This window comes from Algoriphagus algorifonticola, from assembly GCF_007655305.1.
In the GTDB taxonomy this organism is placed as follows: domain Bacteria; phylum Bacteroidota; class Bacteroidia; order Cytophagales; family Cyclobacteriaceae; genus Algoriphagus; species Algoriphagus algorifonticola.
Genome location: NZ_VLOG01000026.1, coordinates 100,655 through 118,044, shown reverse-complemented (window position 1 = coordinate 118,044; position 17,390 = coordinate 100,655). Strand labels below are relative to the sequence as shown.

Here is a 17,390-nt window from a genome sequence, read left to right as displayed (position 1 = left end):
CTTTTTTTAAAAGCAGTGACATTCAAATCAATTGTTCCAAAATTTCCACCTGCTTTAGCTGGTAGATAAAGTTTTTTAATTCTAGCTATATCCGGCTTTAGCCAAATTTGAACAAAAAAAATGCGGACCAACCTGATCCGCATTTTCTAATAAAAACCCTAAATAAACGCTACTGTACTAGTAATCTGTGTTGAATTAACTGATGCCCATATTGAATGGAAATCAGGTATAGACCTGGTTTGAGATTCCCTTGCACCTGAATCCCCTGACCATTTGCCTCAATTCTATTTTCAGAAACCCAAACCCTTCCATACATATCGGAAATGCTCAAGTTGAACGTACCCTCTTCCTGAAGATTGGGAAGCTGTATGGTAACTGGCTCATAGCTTTTTACAGGATTTGGATACACTTTGAAATCTGAAGGATTAAGTAGGCTCGCTATAGGTATATCCAACTCAGATTCTGAATTCAGTATTCTGGCCCCTAATGTTTCATCTTCAACAAGTTTTTCAGAAATAGTAATCTTATCGAAAAGAGGAGCATCATTGGTTTGAGGTCTTAATACGATTTGGTTGGAACCGGCTTTCAATTCGACCTCTAGAGATTTTGTTGCAGGGGTTCCACCAGCTCCGCACCAAGCTCCAGAGCTGGCAAAGCTTACAAATTTGGTTTCTCCATTGATAATTACCCTTGCAGATCGATTTACGGCAGAGATATAATCAATATCCAAAATGTAGGTTCCGGCAATTCCCACCTCTATATTTTCGAATATTATTGCTCTACTATAGGAGAAACCCATATTTACCAATGCTCCATTGGAGGCAGTAGGACAGGCAGGAATTGCTGGAGATCCTTCAAGTCTAGCTTCTTCAGCTTCTAAGGAAATTGGGTTTCGCTTAAAGCTGATTTTGTCAATAAAAGGAGCTTCGGTTTCAGTTCTGTAAATTTCTACAGTATTAACTCCTTTTTTCAGGTTTACATTAAGCTCATAAGTACTAGGGCTTCCATTATTGAAACACCATTCTCCGGATCTAGTAACTGGTTTATATCCCAATGCTTCACCATTAATGAAGATTCTGAACCTTCTGTCTACTGCACTCATGTAATGAACGGTCAATAGGTATTCACCATTTGCGGGAGCGATAACTTGATTAAACTTGATCCCTGAATCAAAGCCTGCTCTGAAATTTACTTGCTGACCATTAGAGGATTGAGCGCAATTTACAACGATGGCATTTCCTACAAGCTCTGCATTCTCAGCTTCGTAATCCATTACACCAAAAGACCGAATCACATCTGGATCTTCTTCAGATGGAATTCTGCTTTCAGAAGCAATTGCCAGTCGATCTATTTTAAATTTCTGTGTAGAATAAGCTAGTGTAATTGTATGGGTACCCGCTGTAAGGAAGAATGGAAGTGTTTTGTCCTCTCCTCCTTCTGAAAAATGGAAAGGCTTCCAGTACCATTCAAAAGCGTCGTTTTCCAAATTATCCCATTTACGGAAGCGGTCATCATCTACTTTGATCCATAAAGAATTTTCATCTGTGTTCAAAGACTGAATCTTAGCCCAGATTCGATAATGATCCTGTTCTTCTACATCAAAATTGAACACTACCTGACCATTTGTATCCGGTGGAGAGGTTAAAGAGGACTTTGTGGCTTTTGATTCCAAATACTCTCCTGATACAGCATCAGCATTGTTTTCAACATTCCAAGCGTTTCCAAATACTCCTGATTCAGCCTCTAAATAGTAAATTACATCCGTGCTTTTCAAACCCCAAGGATTCGGGTCGACTTGGCAAGACTCTTCTGGGTTGGGCTCTAAATCGACCTCATCACTAGTGGTGATAAGCGCTATCTGATCCAGTTTTAATGCTTGATTAGTAAATTGGAAACTGATTCTATGCTTTCCTGTATTAAAGGAATAGAATCTAGGTAATTGAATCCAAGAGTACTCACTCGAATTCAAACCTCCAATAGTTTCGAATTCTCCATCATTGATTTTTACTGCGATTCCAGTTCCTCCATTGGTAGCTGCTTTTATCCAGATTTTATAGGTTTTGGCCTGTTCTAAATCCAATTCATAATGGAGTTGATTTGCAAGCGGAGATTCTCCTTCAAGGGAATTATTTCCTTGGATGAATTTGCCATTGGAAGCGTTTACATCCTCTTTTACCTCCCATTTATTTCCTAAATAAAGTGCGCATTCCGCTTCAAAACTCAAGATCTCAGGATTACTTGGGGTAAATGGCTCATTCAATCCCTGAAGATTACCATCGGATTCCCAAGTTGCTTCAGGGATTGAAGGAGTAGAAGGATGTGAGAAATATATCTCTCCAATATTAGTCAGGTTACCGTTTTCATCAGTCAGATCGGCTGGCTCTACTGGATTAGATGAATTAGCCGCCATGGGTTCAAAATAAGCGTAGCGTTCCACATAGTCTAAAGATTCCAAATATGGTAATGCCAATTTGAGAAATTCCGCCTGTATGGAGTTCGTTCTATTGGGATTAGCATTGAATTCAGTGATCCAAATTGGAAGCCCGTAAATTCTATAGACGTTTTCAAGATAAATTTTGAAGCGGTTAAAAATAGCTTGGGGATCTGCATTGGGAGTATTGGCAGGATTGCTTCCCCAGTCATACCAGTGTACCGCTACAAAATCGAAACGTACATCTCTGGCTTTTGCAAGTTCTGCAAATTCCAATAGCCAAGTAGTAGGTCCGTTTTCCCTTGGTGCCGGAGTACCTAAACGCATCCCGGTTTTCATTAGGTTTTCGTAGTACCCTACTGCCACTTCAGGCTTACATAAATTGTTAAACTGACCGGATTGATCATTGCAATTGTCAGATTCATTGAATCCCAATAGGTGGTTGACTTGATCTTTTTCGATCACTCGCTGCAAGCCTGCAGGATTAGTTGCCCCCGCTCCCCAAGCCATAGGGACATATTCATAATTAGGTCTGCTGTTATTTGTGTTATTCCACTGGTAATACCAGCCAGCATTGACTTCAGGTGTAAAGCCACCGGTTCCTTTTTTTACCACCCAGTTCCAAGGTAATACCCGTATGAAACTAACATTATTTTGTAAAGCAGCAGGCAATTCATCAATGACCAAATCCTCTGTGGAGGCTACATAAACTTTACTTTTACTAGTTCCATTATTTGCAACTGAAAAAGTAGCCATATAGCCTCTTTTCAAAACAAATGAGGCAGTTTGATCATTCATGCCATTTGGAATTCCTGCTCCTGAATAAATTTGTTTCTCATAAATGCTGGCACTGTTTCCAGTTTGATTGGATCCTGAATATATAGTCAAGGCGGGATAGGTCTCAGAAAAAGGCCTGATCAAGGTGCCTTTCTGATAGAATTGATTGATACGATAGTTGGAATTCATTTGAGCTTGACCATGATTCACCCAAACCTGAGAAGTCATATCGCTCAAAAACTTATTTGGTTCTATGTTTTCCAGAATTACCCATGATTTCAAATCCAAGAAGTTGAAATGGGTTTGCATTCCCACATTTCCCCCTTCCTTGATGAGTAAGGTTGATTCTTGGTCCATGCTGATAATGCTGCTTCCAAGGGTAGCATTTACTTCCAGTTGGGAATTGACAAGTGTAATCCCAATCTCTCTGCAGACAAAGCTGATGTTCTGGGGAATTAAAAGATCTGCATCTGAAATCAGGAGATTATAAGCAATAGGTTTTCCGGGTTCCAAGGTTCCTGCTTTTGGATTTTTATCCTTGTTTAGATCAAGCTCTCCTTGACAAATCTGATGAGGAGATTTATTGGAACCAGGTAAACAAAAAGGCTTTGCACTTCCGGAAGCCTTGCTTTCTGTTTGGCCGGGAGGAGTTGGTTCAGAGGGTTTTTGATTTACTTCTCTCCAGTTTGCCTCGTTGAAAAAATCATTGTTTTCTTCACCGGTCCAAACCAGATATTTGGACGTCTGTCCACAGGATTGAGCATTACTTTGTTTTGATATTATGGAACAAAGTATTAGAACACTCAACCCAATCAGGTAGATTTTTTTCATGATAATCGGGTTTATTGATTTACTATTCCCGAAGTTATCTTCTTTGGTTTCCAGCGCTTTGGGCTATTCCGTCAGGTTCTGGGTGAAATAGGTCAAATGATTTAGAAAGTGTTACTCAACCTATCGGTGGAAAAGCGGATTAGGTTAATTGAGATTTACGAAGTACGATTTACGATGGGCAGAAGGACCTCAATCTCTATCCCATGCCTTTTGTGCTAGGGGAACGATGAACATTGAACCTTGCCGGCCTGCCGACGGAGGGGACCCTGAAAAACAAGTTTTCACCCAATTACTCAGTTACTCAAAAAACTCTTCTAATCAACATTCTCAGGTCCAGCTTCCCGAAGAAGTTTATCTTCCATCCTCTTTTTATCCTCTTCTATCAGGTCAAGAGTAACATTGATTTCGAAGGAAATAAGGATAATCAGTGAAGTGATATACAGCCAAAGCATCAAACCTATTAAGGTCCCTATAGAACCATAAAGCTTGTTATAGCTGGCAAAATTATTCAAGTAAAAAGTGAATCCATAAAAGGCTAAAGTAATCAAGAGGCCTGCAATATTAGCCCCAATTGAGAAGAAATGCCATTTATCATGGATTGCAGGAGCATGCCTGAATACAAATGCTGTTGTGAAGTAAAAAACAGCCAAAAGAACCAAAAACTTTAAGCTATTGAATAAGAAAATCAAGAAGTCAGAATTGAATAACTGCATTTCTTCAATTCTGGTGATGACAATTGATCCCAAAATCATAATTGTACTGGCTGCGAAAATCGCCAAGACTAAAGCAACTACTATACTGATTGCAATTACACGGCTTTTGAAAAAACCTCTACTCTCTTTGGTTTGGTACACAGAGTTGAAAGACATCATCATGGACATCACTCCTTGAGTACTAGCGAAAAGCGCGAAAAAGAAACCGATGGATAATAAGCTTTGCCGGGGTTTGGATACAATATCCATAATCGTGGTTTCCAACTGACTGTAAATTTCCCCTGGTAAACTCTCCTGTACAAAAAGTAAAATATTTTCTGTGGTGACGTAAGGGACAAAATCCTGCAGATAAGGAACGAGATTTAATAAAAAAAGCACGGTGGGGAATAAAGCAATCGTGAAACTGAAAGCCATTGAACCCGCCCTTTCGTTGATGTCGTCTTTTTGAAGCTGTTGAATGAAAATGTTCCCCAGATCATAGACATTTTTATACGGATCTCCTAGATGGACATTTTTTAAGCTTAACAGCCAATCATCGATTCGTTTACGTGCTTTTTTTATCCTTTCTTTTACCACAGATGGGGAATTCTAAAAATAGGGTTTCAATAAAGCTAATAAATTTTGAGGAGGTCTAGTGGGTTGATGACTTTCTTTTTTTAAAAAAGCCAAGGTGGTCCAGCCCTCTGTGATCAGCTCATCTGCCTCATTAAAAACCTGATACTCAAATCTTATTTTCACTCCCGGTAGTTGAGGGATCTGGGTTTTGATGGTCAAAAGCTCATCGTATTTACCCGGCCTTAGATAGCGAAAATGGCTTTCTAATACCGGCATCATGATTCCTTCCTCCTCCATTTGTCGGTAAGAGAAACCCACACTTCTCATAGCTTCCACTCGTGCTACCTCAAAATACATGGCATAATTGCCATAGTAAACATAGCTCATTTGATCTGTTTCGGCATATCTTACCCGGATTTGTGTTTCGGCTTGATACATCTTAAAATATTTTTGCTGCATTCAATGCGGCCTGATATCGTCTGGCATTCGCATTATGCTCTGATAAGGTTTTTGCAAAAGCATGATAGCCTGAGAAATCCTCCTTAGCGCAGAAGTATAAATAATCATGGTCTTCAAAATTCAGGACAGCATCTAAAGAGTTGATGTCCGGAAGATTGATTGGTCCAGGAGGAAGACCTGCGTATTTATAGGTGTTGTAAGGGCTTTCAGTTTCTTTGTGAATATTGAGGATTCTCTTGAGAGAGAAGTCTCCTAAGGCAAAAACCAGCGTTGGATCAGCCTGCAAAGGCATATTCAACTTCAGGCGATTGAGATAAACCCCGGCAATTTTTGCTCTTTCATCCTTTTTCTGACTTTCTGCCTGAACAATACTTGCTAAGGTTGAAACTTCCTTCGGATTCAAACCCAATTCTGCTGCTTTCTTTTTTCTTACATCCGTCCAGAAGTCATTATACTCTTTATACATTCTATCGAAAAGGGCTTCCGGAGATGTATTCCACCAAACTTCATAAGTATTGGGGATAAACATGCTCATAATGGTTTCCTCGTTAAAATCGAATTTTCTGATGTAAACAGAGTCTTGAAGTAAAGCAAGAAACTGCTCCTCCTCCATTTCTAAATTATCGGAAATTTTTTCCGCCAAATCCTCTTTGGTCCGGACATTATTGAAAGTAATCCGAACCGGAGTTTGTCTTCCTGACCTCAACAGTCTTACCAATTCCAGATTCGTCATCCTAGGTTTGATCGTGTAGAGACCCGGTTTAACAAGTTCCTGATATCCCAATACTTTGGCCACAAAGGCGAAGCTGACTGCATCATTGATAATTTGATCATCATAAAGCTTATTAGCCACATACTTATAATTGGCATTGCTGGGTATTCTTAGAGCAATGGGTTGATCAGGCTCTGAAAAAGTATTGGGACTGAAGAATACCTGATAGAAATAAAAAGTCATCGAAATTCCCAATACAGAGAAGGTGATGATCAGAATGAGCAGTAATTTTTTCTTTTTGTCGGCGATCATATGGGCAAAAATAGGAAATAGCTTTAAAACGCTAAGTAGAAACTTTTAATGGGTCTATTTTTTCTATTGAACAAAATACTGATAAAGCTCATAGAATTTGAAATTCCTAACTATCTTGTTAAAACATATTTTTATATTATGATTAAGCGTTTGTATTTCCTTTTGTTTCCCTGGGTTGCAGTTTTTTCCTGCGAAACTCCAAAAACTCCCGATCAGATCTGGGAAGAATCAAAAACTCAAATATTCAATCCTCAAGGATTATCTTTTCAATCCAAAATGGTTTGGGAAAACCCCAATTTCCATGAATTTGATACTACTTTCAGAAGTTTTGAGGCTAGAAAAATAAAGGATGAATATTTTGACTATGCCTATAGAGGAAAGAGAGATAATTATACTTTCGCGTATTTGGGAGGAGTGCTGCAGTCTATTGATCATGAAAAGAAAACCGTGAAAATCACCTCCATTGAGCAAGATTCTCTCAACTTTATCAAGACACTTCACAATAATAGCTTTCTTTCTTTTTCTCCATTAGGCTTGATGAAAAAAGAAGGCTGGTCCTTTGTAAAAGATACTATTGTCAACAATAAAATCTATTTTGATTACTTACATATCGAAATGGATACCACGATTGATAAAACCAAAGTTTTGCTTGAAAACCATCTTTTTATCAACCCTTCCAATGCTATTCCGGTTTGGTATAGCAGGCGTTTATACCATCACGGGAAAAGAAATCAATTGATAGAGATTTATTTTTCTGATTATATATTTTCCGAAGATACTGCAGAGTTGACTTTAGAAATACCGAGTTTCTATGTAAGCAAGACGGAGCAGGAATCTGAACCTCTATTGCCTTTGGAGGTGGGGGAAATAGCTCCTGATTTTGAATTGACTGATATGGAGGGAAATCCGGTAAGATTATCTGAGCTCAAAGGAAAAAGGGTGCTATTGGACTTCTCTATGATTAATTGTGGTTGGTGTAAAATTGCAATCAACAAATTCAAGGATGAAGATTTTGTCTTTGACTCAAATTTGGTTCCGCTATACATCAATCCGGTCGATAGCAAAGAACTGATGGAAAAATACCTTCGAACCAATTCTATTCCTTTTCCTGTCCTAGTGGGAGCTAGTGAATTGGGCAAATCCTATAAAGTCTCCGGTTATCCTACCTTTTATATTATAGATGAAAACGGGAAAATTGAATTTGTTCAAGTAGGGTTTAGTGATAACTTTATTGATCAACTGAATAGGAAAGAGAAATCCTGATGATCATCCCCGTTACCTGTGCAATAATTTTATTAGAACGCAAGGTGTTGGCTACACAGCGATCTGAATCCATGAATCTACCCGGATTTTGGGAGTTTCCAGGCGGAAAAGTAGAATCAGGGGAAAGTCCTGAGGACTGCCTGCATAGAGAAATCAAAGAAGAACTGAACATAGAAATTGATTTATTAGACCGCTGGAATTCTTTCGAACACTCCTACCAGCCAGGGAAAATTATTCAGTTGATCCCATTTTTGGTCTCTTTCAAAGGAGGAGAATTGATACTTTCAGAGCATACTGCATACCGCTGGCTGGGACTAAGTGAACTTTTTGAAGTAAATTGGGCACAAGCTGATATTCCCATTGTGCAGGAACTGAGTAGAAAGTGGGGATCAATTCAAAAGAACTATTAATTTTATTTATGCCTGCTGAATTTATACGACTGTACGAAGAAAACCCTGAACCTAGAAAGGTCAAGGAAATAGTAGATATCCTAAGAGATGGGGGAGTAGTAATCTACCCTACGGATACAGTCTATGGTATGGGCTGTGATATTACCAATCAAAGGGCCATTGAACGCATCGCTAAGATTAAGGGAATTAACCCGAAAAAGCATAACTTCTCTTTCATTTGCGCTGATTTGAGCGATATTGCTCAATATACAAGAGTGATTACTAAGCCAGTTTTCAAAATGATGAAAAAGGCATTTCCTGGACCTTTCACATTTATTTTGGAAGCAAATTCAACAGTTCCAAAGATCCTTCATTCCAATAAAAAAACGGTGGGTATTCGTGTTCCCAATCATAATATTCCGAGAACCTTGGTTCAGGAGCTCGGCCAACCCATTCTTACCACATCCATTCATGATGAAGATGAGGTGGTAGAATATAGCACGGACCCTGAATTGATTTTCGAGAAATATCAGCACTTGGTAGATGTGGTTATTGACGGTGGCTACGGACAAAATGTGGCTTCCACTATTTTGAACTGTACCGGAGATGAAGTGGAAGTAATCAGGGAAGGTCTGGGAAATGTTGAGGACCTATTTTAGAAATCTTTCCTTTTTTTAAATCGGAAAAAGACTTCAATTTCGCTTTCTCATCCTAAGAAAATCATGCGCCAAATTATTGCTGACCTTTTTTACTTGCCCAACCTGGAGTTTTTTTCAGCTATTTCTCAATGCGAGACGCTTTACATCTCTCCCTTTGATATCTATCAAAGAAAATCATACTTCAACAGAACACAGATTCTTCTCAGTAATAAAGTAGAGACACTCTCGATCCCAATTGTGGGAAGGCGACCTAGGTTATCATTGGGAGAAATTCAGATCGATTACAATCAAAAATGGCTGGCAACTCACCTTCGGGGAATCCAAAGTGCCTACGGGAAGGCACCTTTTTTTGAATTTTTTTTTCCATACATCGAAAGTATTTACGAGCAGGAAATCCGCTCTTTATGGGATTTAAATTACAAATTCCTGACAATCTGTCTTAAACTTTTACAGCTATCTGTCAAAGTGCAGGTGCTTGAAAGAGCTGAGGAATTGCCGGATGCTTGGGACATAAGAGGTCAAATTAAGCCCTCAGAGCACTTTTCCAAGAGAAATTATTATCAGGAGGAGCCTTACACCCAACTTTTTGGCTTAGACTTTGAGCCTAACCTCTCCGTACTGGATTTGCTCCTTTGCGAGGGACCTGCAGCAAAAAATTTCCTCTTAAAGTCTGCAAAAAAACAATGAACAATCCTTAAAAGGATTGTGTTTTTAAAACAAATTCGGTAACATACGTACAGGATTATTAAACAATCAGAAAGGAATTAAATGGAAGCAAAATTTTCGAACAGAGTCAAAGAGGTGATCTCTCTCAGTCGCGAAGAAGCTCTTCGCCTGGGACATGATTATATTGGTACGGAGCACCTCTTGTTAGGGATGATTCGTGAGGGGGAAGGTGTAGCTGTTTCCATTCTTAAAAAATTGGGCGTACCCTTGGACGAACTTCGGTCAGCGATCGAGCGTGCCGTCAAAGGTACAGCAAATCACAATGTGAAGAACATGGCCAATATACCTCTGACCAGACAGTCAGAGAAGGTATTGAAAATAACTTATTTGGAAGCAAAAATCTTTAAGAGCCAATTAATTGGTACAGAGCATTTGTTGCTTTCCATTTTGAGGGATGAAGAAAATATTGCCACACAGATTTTGAACAAGTTTGACATCAATTACGAAGCTGTCAAAGAAATGCTTGAAATGCAGTCTGATCCAGGAATGAGTCCGAGATCAAAAGCTGAAGCGGAAGATTCAGATGATGATGGCTCTAAATTATTCGGTTCTCCGGGCGGTGGATCTGGCTCTTCTAAAGCCGGTGCGGAAAAATCCCGCACTCCAGTTTTAGATAATTTTGGCCGTGATTTAACCAAAATGGCGGAAGATGATAAGCTAGACCCAATTATAGGAAGGGAAAAAGAAATTGAACGCGTTGCACAAATTCTTTCCAGAAGAAAGAAAAACAACCCAATCCTAATAGGTGAACCTGGGGTAGGTAAAACTGCCATCGCAGAGGGCCTTGCCTTGAGAATTGTACAGAAAAAAGTATCTCGTGTCTTATTCAATAAGCGTGTCGTGACTTTGGATTTGGCCTCTTTAGTGGCAGGTACAAAGTATAGAGGTCAGTTTGAGGAGAGAATGAAAGCCGTCATGAACGAGCTTGAAAAGTCTCCCAATGTGATCTTGTTTATCGATGAGCTCCATACTATCGTTGGGGCAGGAGGAGCATCAGGCTCTTTGGATGCATCCAACATGTTCAAGCCGGCATTAGCCAGGGGAGAAATTCAATGTATAGGAGCTACTACCTTGGATGAATATCGTCAGTACATCGAAAAAGATGGCGCTTTGGCGAGAAGGTTCCAGATGGTCATGGTAGATGCTACTTCTCCTGAGGAGACTGTGCAGATTCTACATAATATCAAAGACAAGTATGAAGATCATCATAATGTCAATTACACAGAGGAGGCTATCGAGGCATGCGTAAAATTATCTGACAGATACATCTCTGACAGATTCTTACCGGATAAGGCAATTGATATTTTAGATGAAGCCGGGGCAAGAGTGCATATCAACAACATTCATGTGCCGGAAGATATTCTAAAACTCGAGGCTGAGGTAGAAGATATCAAAAATGAGAAAAATCGAGTGGTGAAATCTCAAAAGTATGAGGAAGCCGCTCAATTGAGAGATAAAGAGAAAAAGCTTCTTGAGCAACTCGAAGTCGCTAAAGTAAGATGGGAAGAAGAAAGTAAGTCCAAGAGATTCACCGTGGACGAGGATAATGTGGCTGAGGTAATAGCCATGATGACTGGAATTCCTGCGAAGCGAATTGCTCAGAATGAAGGAGCGAAATTACTCAATATGAATGACGAGCTTGCCGGAAAAGTTATCGGGCAGGATGAAGCTATCAAGAAGCTTACGAAAGCTATTCAGAGAACGAGAGTTGGTCTGAAAGATCCTAAAAAGCCAATCGGTTCCTTCATTTTCCTAGGTCCTACCGGTGTTGGTAAAACTGAGTTGGCTAAGATGTTGGCAACCTACCTTTTTGACAAGGAAGATTCCTTGATTCGAATTGATATGTCTGAGTATATGGAGAAGTTCTCCGTATCCAGATTGGTAGGAGCGCCTCCAGGATACGTTGGATATGAAGAAGGTGGACAATTGACTGAGAAAGTCAGAAGAAAGCCTTATTCAGTAGTCCTTTTGGATGAGATTGAAAAAGCTCACCCAGATGTATTCAATATCTTATTGCAAGTATTGGATGACGGTATCCTGACCGACGGATTAGGAAGAAGAGTTGACTTCAGAAATACCATCATCATTATGACATCCAATATTGGTGTCAGAGACTTGAAGGATTTTGGAGCTGGAATTGGTTTTGCCAACAAGGCGAAGCAGGACAATATGGACGAGATTATGAAGTCTACCATTCAGTCTGCTTTGAAAAAGGCCTTCAGTCCAGAATTCCTGAATAGATTAGATGATGTGGTAGTATTCAACTCCTTGAACAAAGAGCATATCTTCAAAATAATCGACATCTCTTTGGGCAAACTCTTCCACAGAATCACTGATTTGGGATACAAGATTGAATTGACCGAGAAGGCCAAAGAATTCTTGTCTGATAAAGGATACGATCAACAATATGGTGCAAGACCATTGAACAGAGCTATTCAGAAATATCTGGAAGATGCTGTGGCTGAAGAAATCCTGAAAGGTGATTTGTCAGAAGGAGATATCATCACCGCCGATTATGACGGTGAGGGTTCTGAGTTGACCATCACGGTTAAAAAGAAAGAAAAAGCTGAGGAGTAAAAATCCTCTGGATAAATGAAACCCCGATTCTAAACAGGATCGGGGTTTATTTTTGCTATTTGGAAAAGAAGAGTCGGGTAATAAAAATTCCTTGACCATCCTCAGCTCCAGCATTGCTTTCCACTCCTGAAGTCACCTAGGTGAGCTTCCATCCTTGAGCAAGCATGCTGTTGATTTTTGAAGCGATTACCGCGTCATTGGAAGCGATATTTTGAAAATTAATACCGGTAGCACTGAAGAAGTTTAATAATTTGGTTTCCTCCAACTCATTTACTTTGATATCTGCCCGGTCTATTTCTTTTTGTTTACTGGTCTTGCCATCCGTTCTTTCTGTGGTAAACATGGATGCATCTACCTGTGTCTGACTGTCAATAATTCTGGAACGTCCAAGACCCATGGGAACTATGGATTCCACGACAGTGATAATTTTGAACTCAGAAAATGATGCCTGGCTAGAGACCTCTTGAGCTTTTAAGTTCAAGCAGAAGGCCGCTACTAAAGCGGCTGATAACAATATTTTTTTCATTACTGGTTTATTTAGATAAGGACTTCTACGCCAGTAATTTTAAAATTGTTTTCGAGAAAAAACTATCAGATAGATAAAATAAAAAACAACAAAGCCACACTCAAAATCATGGTCATCACTTTGGCTTTTTCTAGATTTTCTTTGAGAACTTTTCTTTTCCTCAAAACCAAGACTGCCAAACTCAAGCCGATCATTTGAAGTAGAATAGCCACTCCGTTTAAAGGCCCAATAGGAGCTTCCAAAAACTGAAAATTGGTATTGAAAATAGATAGAGTGCCCAATACAATTCCTGTTATTCCAAAAATAAATGATCGTTGAAGCAATACGCCTTCCGGCTGGTCAGTCCATTTCATAGTAAATTTTTTAATTGAGCGAAGTTAGGAATACACATTGGAAAAGAAAGCTCTCTTTTTCCGTAGAAGTCAAACAATTTTATTCTCTTTTTTTCTGATCAAAATATGCTTGAATTTCGTCTAATCCCATCGCATTCAAGGTCATCTCTTTGGTCAGTCCTCCTTTTCTTCCTACCAAAACTCCATATTTCATATCTGCATAGCCGTCCATTTCATGTGCATCCGGATTAATGGAGAGCATCACTCCCTGATCCATGGCATAGCGAACCCAGCGCCAGTCCAGATCCAATCTCCATGGATTGGCATTGATTTCTATGACAACCTTATTTTTTGCACAGGCATCAATAATGGTTTTGTGGTCTATTGGATAGCCTTCTCTTCTGAGGAGTAATCTCCCAGTCGGATGCCCTAGGATGGTCGTATATGGATTTTCAATGGCTGTCAATAATCGTTTTGTGGCTCTTTTGATATCCATATTCAGGATAGAATGCACTGATGATACAATAAAGTCAAAGCTTTTGAGCACATCCTCAGGGTAGTCCAAGCTGCCATCTCCTAATATATCCGACTCTATGCCTTTAAAGATCTTAAAAGGCGCCAATTCTTTGTTGAGTTGGTCAATTTCTTCATGCTGTTTTTGGACTTTCTCTATTTCTAGTCCACCGGCATAAGAAGCTGTTCTGGAATGATCAGAAATTCCCAAATATTCATAGCCTAACTCTTTGCAGTATTCGGCCATCTGTCTGAGGCTATGCTTTCCGTCACTATAGGTGGAGTGATTATGAAGAATACCTTTCAGATCTTTCTCCTCCAGAAGAGTGGGGATTTTTTGTTCTTTTGCCAGGCTCACTTCATCATAGCCTTCTCTCATCTCCACTGGGATAAACTGTAGATTTATTTGAGAGAAAAATTCTTCATCGTTTTTAAAGCCATTTTTCGCCAGCTTTTCTGCTATGGTTTCCTTTTCATCTACCAAACTCTTCAAGTGCTCTGCTGAGGCACTGAGAGCATATTTTTTTGCCGGGAATTTATTCAGATCACTGAAATGAATTCCAAAGTTTAGATCCAAGTCCTTAACTTTTCCTCTCCAAACAAAAGGGCTGGAAAGGCTTTTATCCAATTCAAATGCTCCGATTGCCTTAAATTGAGATTTCGCCTGAGAAATATCGGGGGTACCAACCAGCCATTCAGCTGTAGCAATGATTTCCATTTTTCGGGCAAAGTCTCCAACTTCTGCGATTTCAGATGAATTCAGGCTTTTTTGTAGTTCGCTTGTCAACGATTCTATGCTTTCTTCAACATCTGCATAGAGCCATTTTCCAGCGTTGGATGCCTTGAATTCTAAATTTTGGATAATGGTTTCCTGAGTTTTTTCTCCAAATCCTTTGATTTTAGCCACTTTACCACTTTGGCAGGCCTCCATCAGTTCATGGGTGGAAGTGATGCCTAATTCCTCCCATAGGGTTTTAACTTTCTTAGGACCTAAGCCTTTGATCTGCAAAACTTCCAAGATTCCCTCAGGGGTTTTTTCTATCAGTTCTTCCAGAGTACTGAAAGTTTCTGTTTCCTTCAAAGAAACAATGGCTTCCAAAATACTTTTTCCCACACCAGGGATTTTCGAAAGTTCACTTTCTAAAATTTCCATGATATCGGCATCCCCTCTTTCCAATGAATTCAGGGCCGATTGATAGCTTCTGATCTTGAAAGGATTTTCATCATGTAGCTCCATCAATTGAATACAGAGCTTAATTTTCTTCAGGATAGTTTTATGGTCCAAAATCTTTTCTTTTTCGTGATACTTATCAGACAAAAGTGCAGAAATAATGTTTCAAATTAAAGCCTGATCAGGTAACTTAAGCTTTTGGAGAGATAAGTAGCTGGCTTAGGAAAATTGGCAATTATGCATCCATGCTTTTCACGATAAGGGGAATTAGTTGGCATGAATGCAAGATGAGAGTTCAATTTAAGCTTGCTTCGGTCTTCGATCTTCAAATCGGTCAAACAATGAAAATTGGATAAATGGCGAGATTGAGGATAATCAGAATTACTAATATAAATGGAAAGAAGATGAACTATTGGATGGTGAAAAGCGAACCAAACTCCTATTCCTGGGAGGATTTTGAGGGAAAAGGGGAAGATGTTTGGGATGGAGTCAGAAACTATCAGGCTAGAAATTACCTTAAAGAAATGGAGGTAGGGGATGCAGTGATGTTCTATCATAGTGGAAAGGAGAAGGCAGTCGTAGGAATAGCTAAAGTATCCGTATCTGCATTTCCCGACCCCAAAGACGAGGCTTGGGTGGCTGTTAACTTAAAGGCTCATCAAAAATTAAATAAGCCTGTTACTCTTTCCCAAATCAAATCAGAAGATTCGCTTTCAGAATTGCCCATTTTAAAACAAAGCCGATTATCTGTTTTGCCTATGAGTAAGGAAGAGTTTGAAACGATTTTAAAAATGTCAAAATGAAGCAGCTTTTCGTATTGGTTTTAATTCTTTTTTTAGGATTTAAATCTTTGGCACAAGTGGAGTATGTGGCGAGATTTGAAATAGAGACTGATTTTTTCGATCCTCTTTTTGAAACCATTCCCACGGATCAAGGACTGATTTCTTTCAGGACTCTTTCTAAAAAGGCTTTCAATAACAGAAGGACCTTTCAATATTTTATTTCCGATTTGGAATTGAATACAGATGGGCTGATTGAATTGCCTGTCAGGGATGGTTTTGATATGGTAGGGTTTGATCTGGAAGGCGATTTTTTCCATGTTTTGTTTCAAAGAGGCTATTCTACTACCGGAGAACGCTATGTGTTGAAAATAGATTTATCCACTAGAAAGGGCTTTGAATACGGGCTGAGCAATCTTTTGGATATGGAACTCGCTGAGTTTTTGGTTCAAAATAATAGCGTCATTGTAATGGGAGTTGCCGATACCAGGCCTGCTGTTCAGGTATATGATTTGGATGACAAAAGTGTACACACGCTGCAGGGTATTTATGGAAATGACACCCAAATTCTGCAAATACGAAAAATGCCTGAAATCGAATCATTTCAGGTGGTATTGAGTCGAAAAGGTCAGTACAGAGAAAGGGAAATCATCATCAATACCTATGATTTGGAAGGAAATCTTCTGAGGGACATCAAGGTCAATCAATTTGGAAATCCCGATCAGGAAATTATGGAAGCCTTGCTTTTACCGATGCGAGGATATCAGCAGACTATGATAGGATCCTTTGGATTGGAGAGAAGAGATTATTACCAAGGGATGTATTTGATGGATATCAATGAATTCGGGGAGTTTGAAACCAAGCTATACACCTTGGAAGATTTCCCTAATTTTTTCAATTATCTCAATGAAAGGTCTAAAGCCAGAAAAGATCGGGAAGTGATGCGCAATATTGAGAAAAATAGAGTTCCAAGCATTCGTAACGTGTACTCTATCCGACAGGCTATAGAAACCCCGGAGGCCTATTATGTTTATTTTGATCACTATAATATTATAAATTCCCGCGGTAATTTTCGTACTCCTTATTCCCCAATGGGAATGTATAGATATGATCGTTTTAATCGATTTGGTCAGAATATTTTTGACCCTATTTATATGAATAGGCTAGGTTCTCCCCAGTTCAATCAACTGCAACCTGAGTACAGTTACATTTCAGCGCATTTCGTCAAGTTAGGCAAAGATGGAAAGGTGATTTGGGATAATGCTGCCACTTTTGATGACCTGAATACTGAAATCCGAATGGCATTTGGGGACATCGCAGTAGTCGGGGACGAATTTTACCATGCCTATGTTCGGGATGATGAAATCCGTTTGGCTTATTTCAAAAATGGGGAGAAGGTTTTTGATAATCTTGAGGTTGAAATTGAGTTGATGGATGAGACCCAGCGGATCGCTGAAAATAATATGGAGACTTTAAGCATTTCCCACTGGTTTGGAAGATTTTACTTGTTGACTGGTACTCAGAGGATTCGATATCAGAAAGAAGATGGATCAGGTGCCAGTAAAGAAGTGTTTTTTTTAAGCAAAGTCATGGTCGCTGGGGATTTGTATCAGCCTGAAGAAGGGCAAGAGTAGATTTTCTTTTTATATTTACCCGCAAATCACA

At 39.3% G+C, this 17,390-nt stretch carries 14 protein-coding genes; 7 read left to right on the top strand and 7 right to left on the bottom strand.

What is annotated here, in order from left to right:
• Positions 1–169 precede the first annotated feature (169 nt).
• The 4 genes from FL972_RS06060 to mltG form a co-directional block, all read right to left on the bottom strand.
• Positions 170–4,039, bottom strand: coding sequence for a glycosyl hydrolase (locus tag FL972_RS06060; RefSeq protein WP_144604168.1), 3,870 nt, complete (start codon positions 4,037–4,039; stop codon positions 170–172).
• Between the two features lie 314 nt (positions 4,040–4,353).
• Entirely contained in the window at positions 4,354–5,328 is a 975-nt protein-coding gene (locus FL972_RS06055; RefSeq protein ID WP_144604167.1) for a YihY/virulence factor BrkB family protein, read from the bottom strand.
• A 12-nt stretch (positions 5,329–5,340) separates the two neighbouring features.
• Positions 5,341–5,745, bottom strand: a complete 405-nt coding sequence (locus FL972_RS06050; RefSeq protein ID WP_144604166.1) for an acyl-CoA thioesterase — start codon at positions 5,743–5,745, stop codon at positions 5,341–5,343.
• A 1-nt stretch (position 5,746) separates the two neighbouring features.
• Positions 5,747–6,790, bottom strand: coding sequence for an endolytic transglycosylase MltG (gene mltG, locus FL972_RS06045; protein WP_144604165.1), 1,044 nt, complete (start codon positions 6,788–6,790; stop codon positions 5,747–5,749).
• Positions 6,791–6,928: 138 nt separating this feature from the next.
• Here mltG and FL972_RS06040 point away from each other — a divergent pair, with 138 nt between their 5' ends.
• From FL972_RS06040 to FL972_RS06020, 5 genes are all read left to right on the top strand, one after another.
• Positions 6,929–8,053: a peroxiredoxin family protein gene (locus FL972_RS06040; protein WP_186300017.1), complete on the top strand. Its 1,125-nt coding sequence runs from the start codon at positions 6,929–6,931 to the stop codon at positions 8,051–8,053.
• Positions 8,053–8,463, top strand: coding sequence for a (deoxy)nucleoside triphosphate pyrophosphohydrolase (locus tag FL972_RS06035; protein WP_144604163.1), 411 nt, complete (start codon positions 8,053–8,055; stop codon positions 8,461–8,463). Before FL972_RS06040 ends, FL972_RS06035 begins: the two co-directional genes overlap by 1 nt.
• 8 nt (positions 8,464–8,471) lie before the next feature.
• Entirely contained in the window at positions 8,472–9,101 is a 630-nt protein-coding gene (locus FL972_RS06030) for an L-threonylcarbamoyladenylate synthase (RefSeq protein WP_144604162.1), read from the top strand.
• Between the two features lie 63 nt (positions 9,102–9,164).
• Positions 9,165–9,788, top strand: coding sequence for a WbqC family protein (locus FL972_RS06025; RefSeq protein WP_144604161.1), 624 nt, complete (start codon positions 9,165–9,167; stop codon positions 9,786–9,788).
• 81 nt (positions 9,789–9,869) lie between these two features.
• Positions 9,870–12,404: an ATP-dependent Clp protease ATP-binding subunit gene (locus FL972_RS06020; protein ID WP_091655030.1), complete on the top strand. Its 2,535-nt coding sequence runs from the start codon at positions 9,870–9,872 to the stop codon at positions 12,402–12,404.
• Between the two features lie 136 nt (positions 12,405–12,540).
• Here FL972_RS06020 and FL972_RS06015 read toward each other — a convergent pair whose 3' ends face one another.
• From FL972_RS06015 to FL972_RS06005, 3 genes are all read right to left on the bottom strand, one after another.
• A complete protein-coding gene (locus FL972_RS06015) occupies positions 12,541–12,930 on the bottom strand; it encodes a hypothetical protein (RefSeq protein WP_250161294.1) in 390 nt (129 codons plus the stop codon).
• A gap of 65 nt (positions 12,931–12,995) precedes the next feature.
• On the bottom strand, positions 12,996–13,283 hold the full coding sequence (locus FL972_RS06010) for a hypothetical protein (RefSeq protein WP_144604160.1): 288 nt from the start codon (positions 13,281–13,283) through the stop codon (positions 12,996–12,998).
• 79 nt (positions 13,284–13,362) lie between these two features.
• A complete protein-coding gene (locus tag FL972_RS06005) occupies positions 13,363–15,060 on the bottom strand; it encodes a helix-hairpin-helix domain-containing protein (RefSeq protein WP_449354069.1) in 1,698 nt (565 codons plus the stop codon).
• Between the two features lie 290 nt (positions 15,061–15,350).
• Here FL972_RS06005 and FL972_RS06000 point away from each other — a divergent pair, with 290 nt between their 5' ends.
• Positions 15,351–15,749, top strand: a complete 399-nt coding sequence (locus tag FL972_RS06000) for an EVE domain-containing protein (protein WP_144604159.1) — start codon at positions 15,351–15,353, stop codon at positions 15,747–15,749.
• The gene (locus FL972_RS05995; RefSeq protein WP_144604158.1) at positions 15,746–17,359 is read left to right on the top strand and encodes a hypothetical protein; all 1,614 of its coding nucleotides are present in this window, start codon (positions 15,746–15,748) and stop codon (positions 17,357–17,359) included. The genes FL972_RS06000 and FL972_RS05995 overlap by 4 nt, the downstream gene beginning before the upstream one ends.
• The last annotated feature ends 31 nt before the right edge of the window (positions 17,360–17,390 follow it).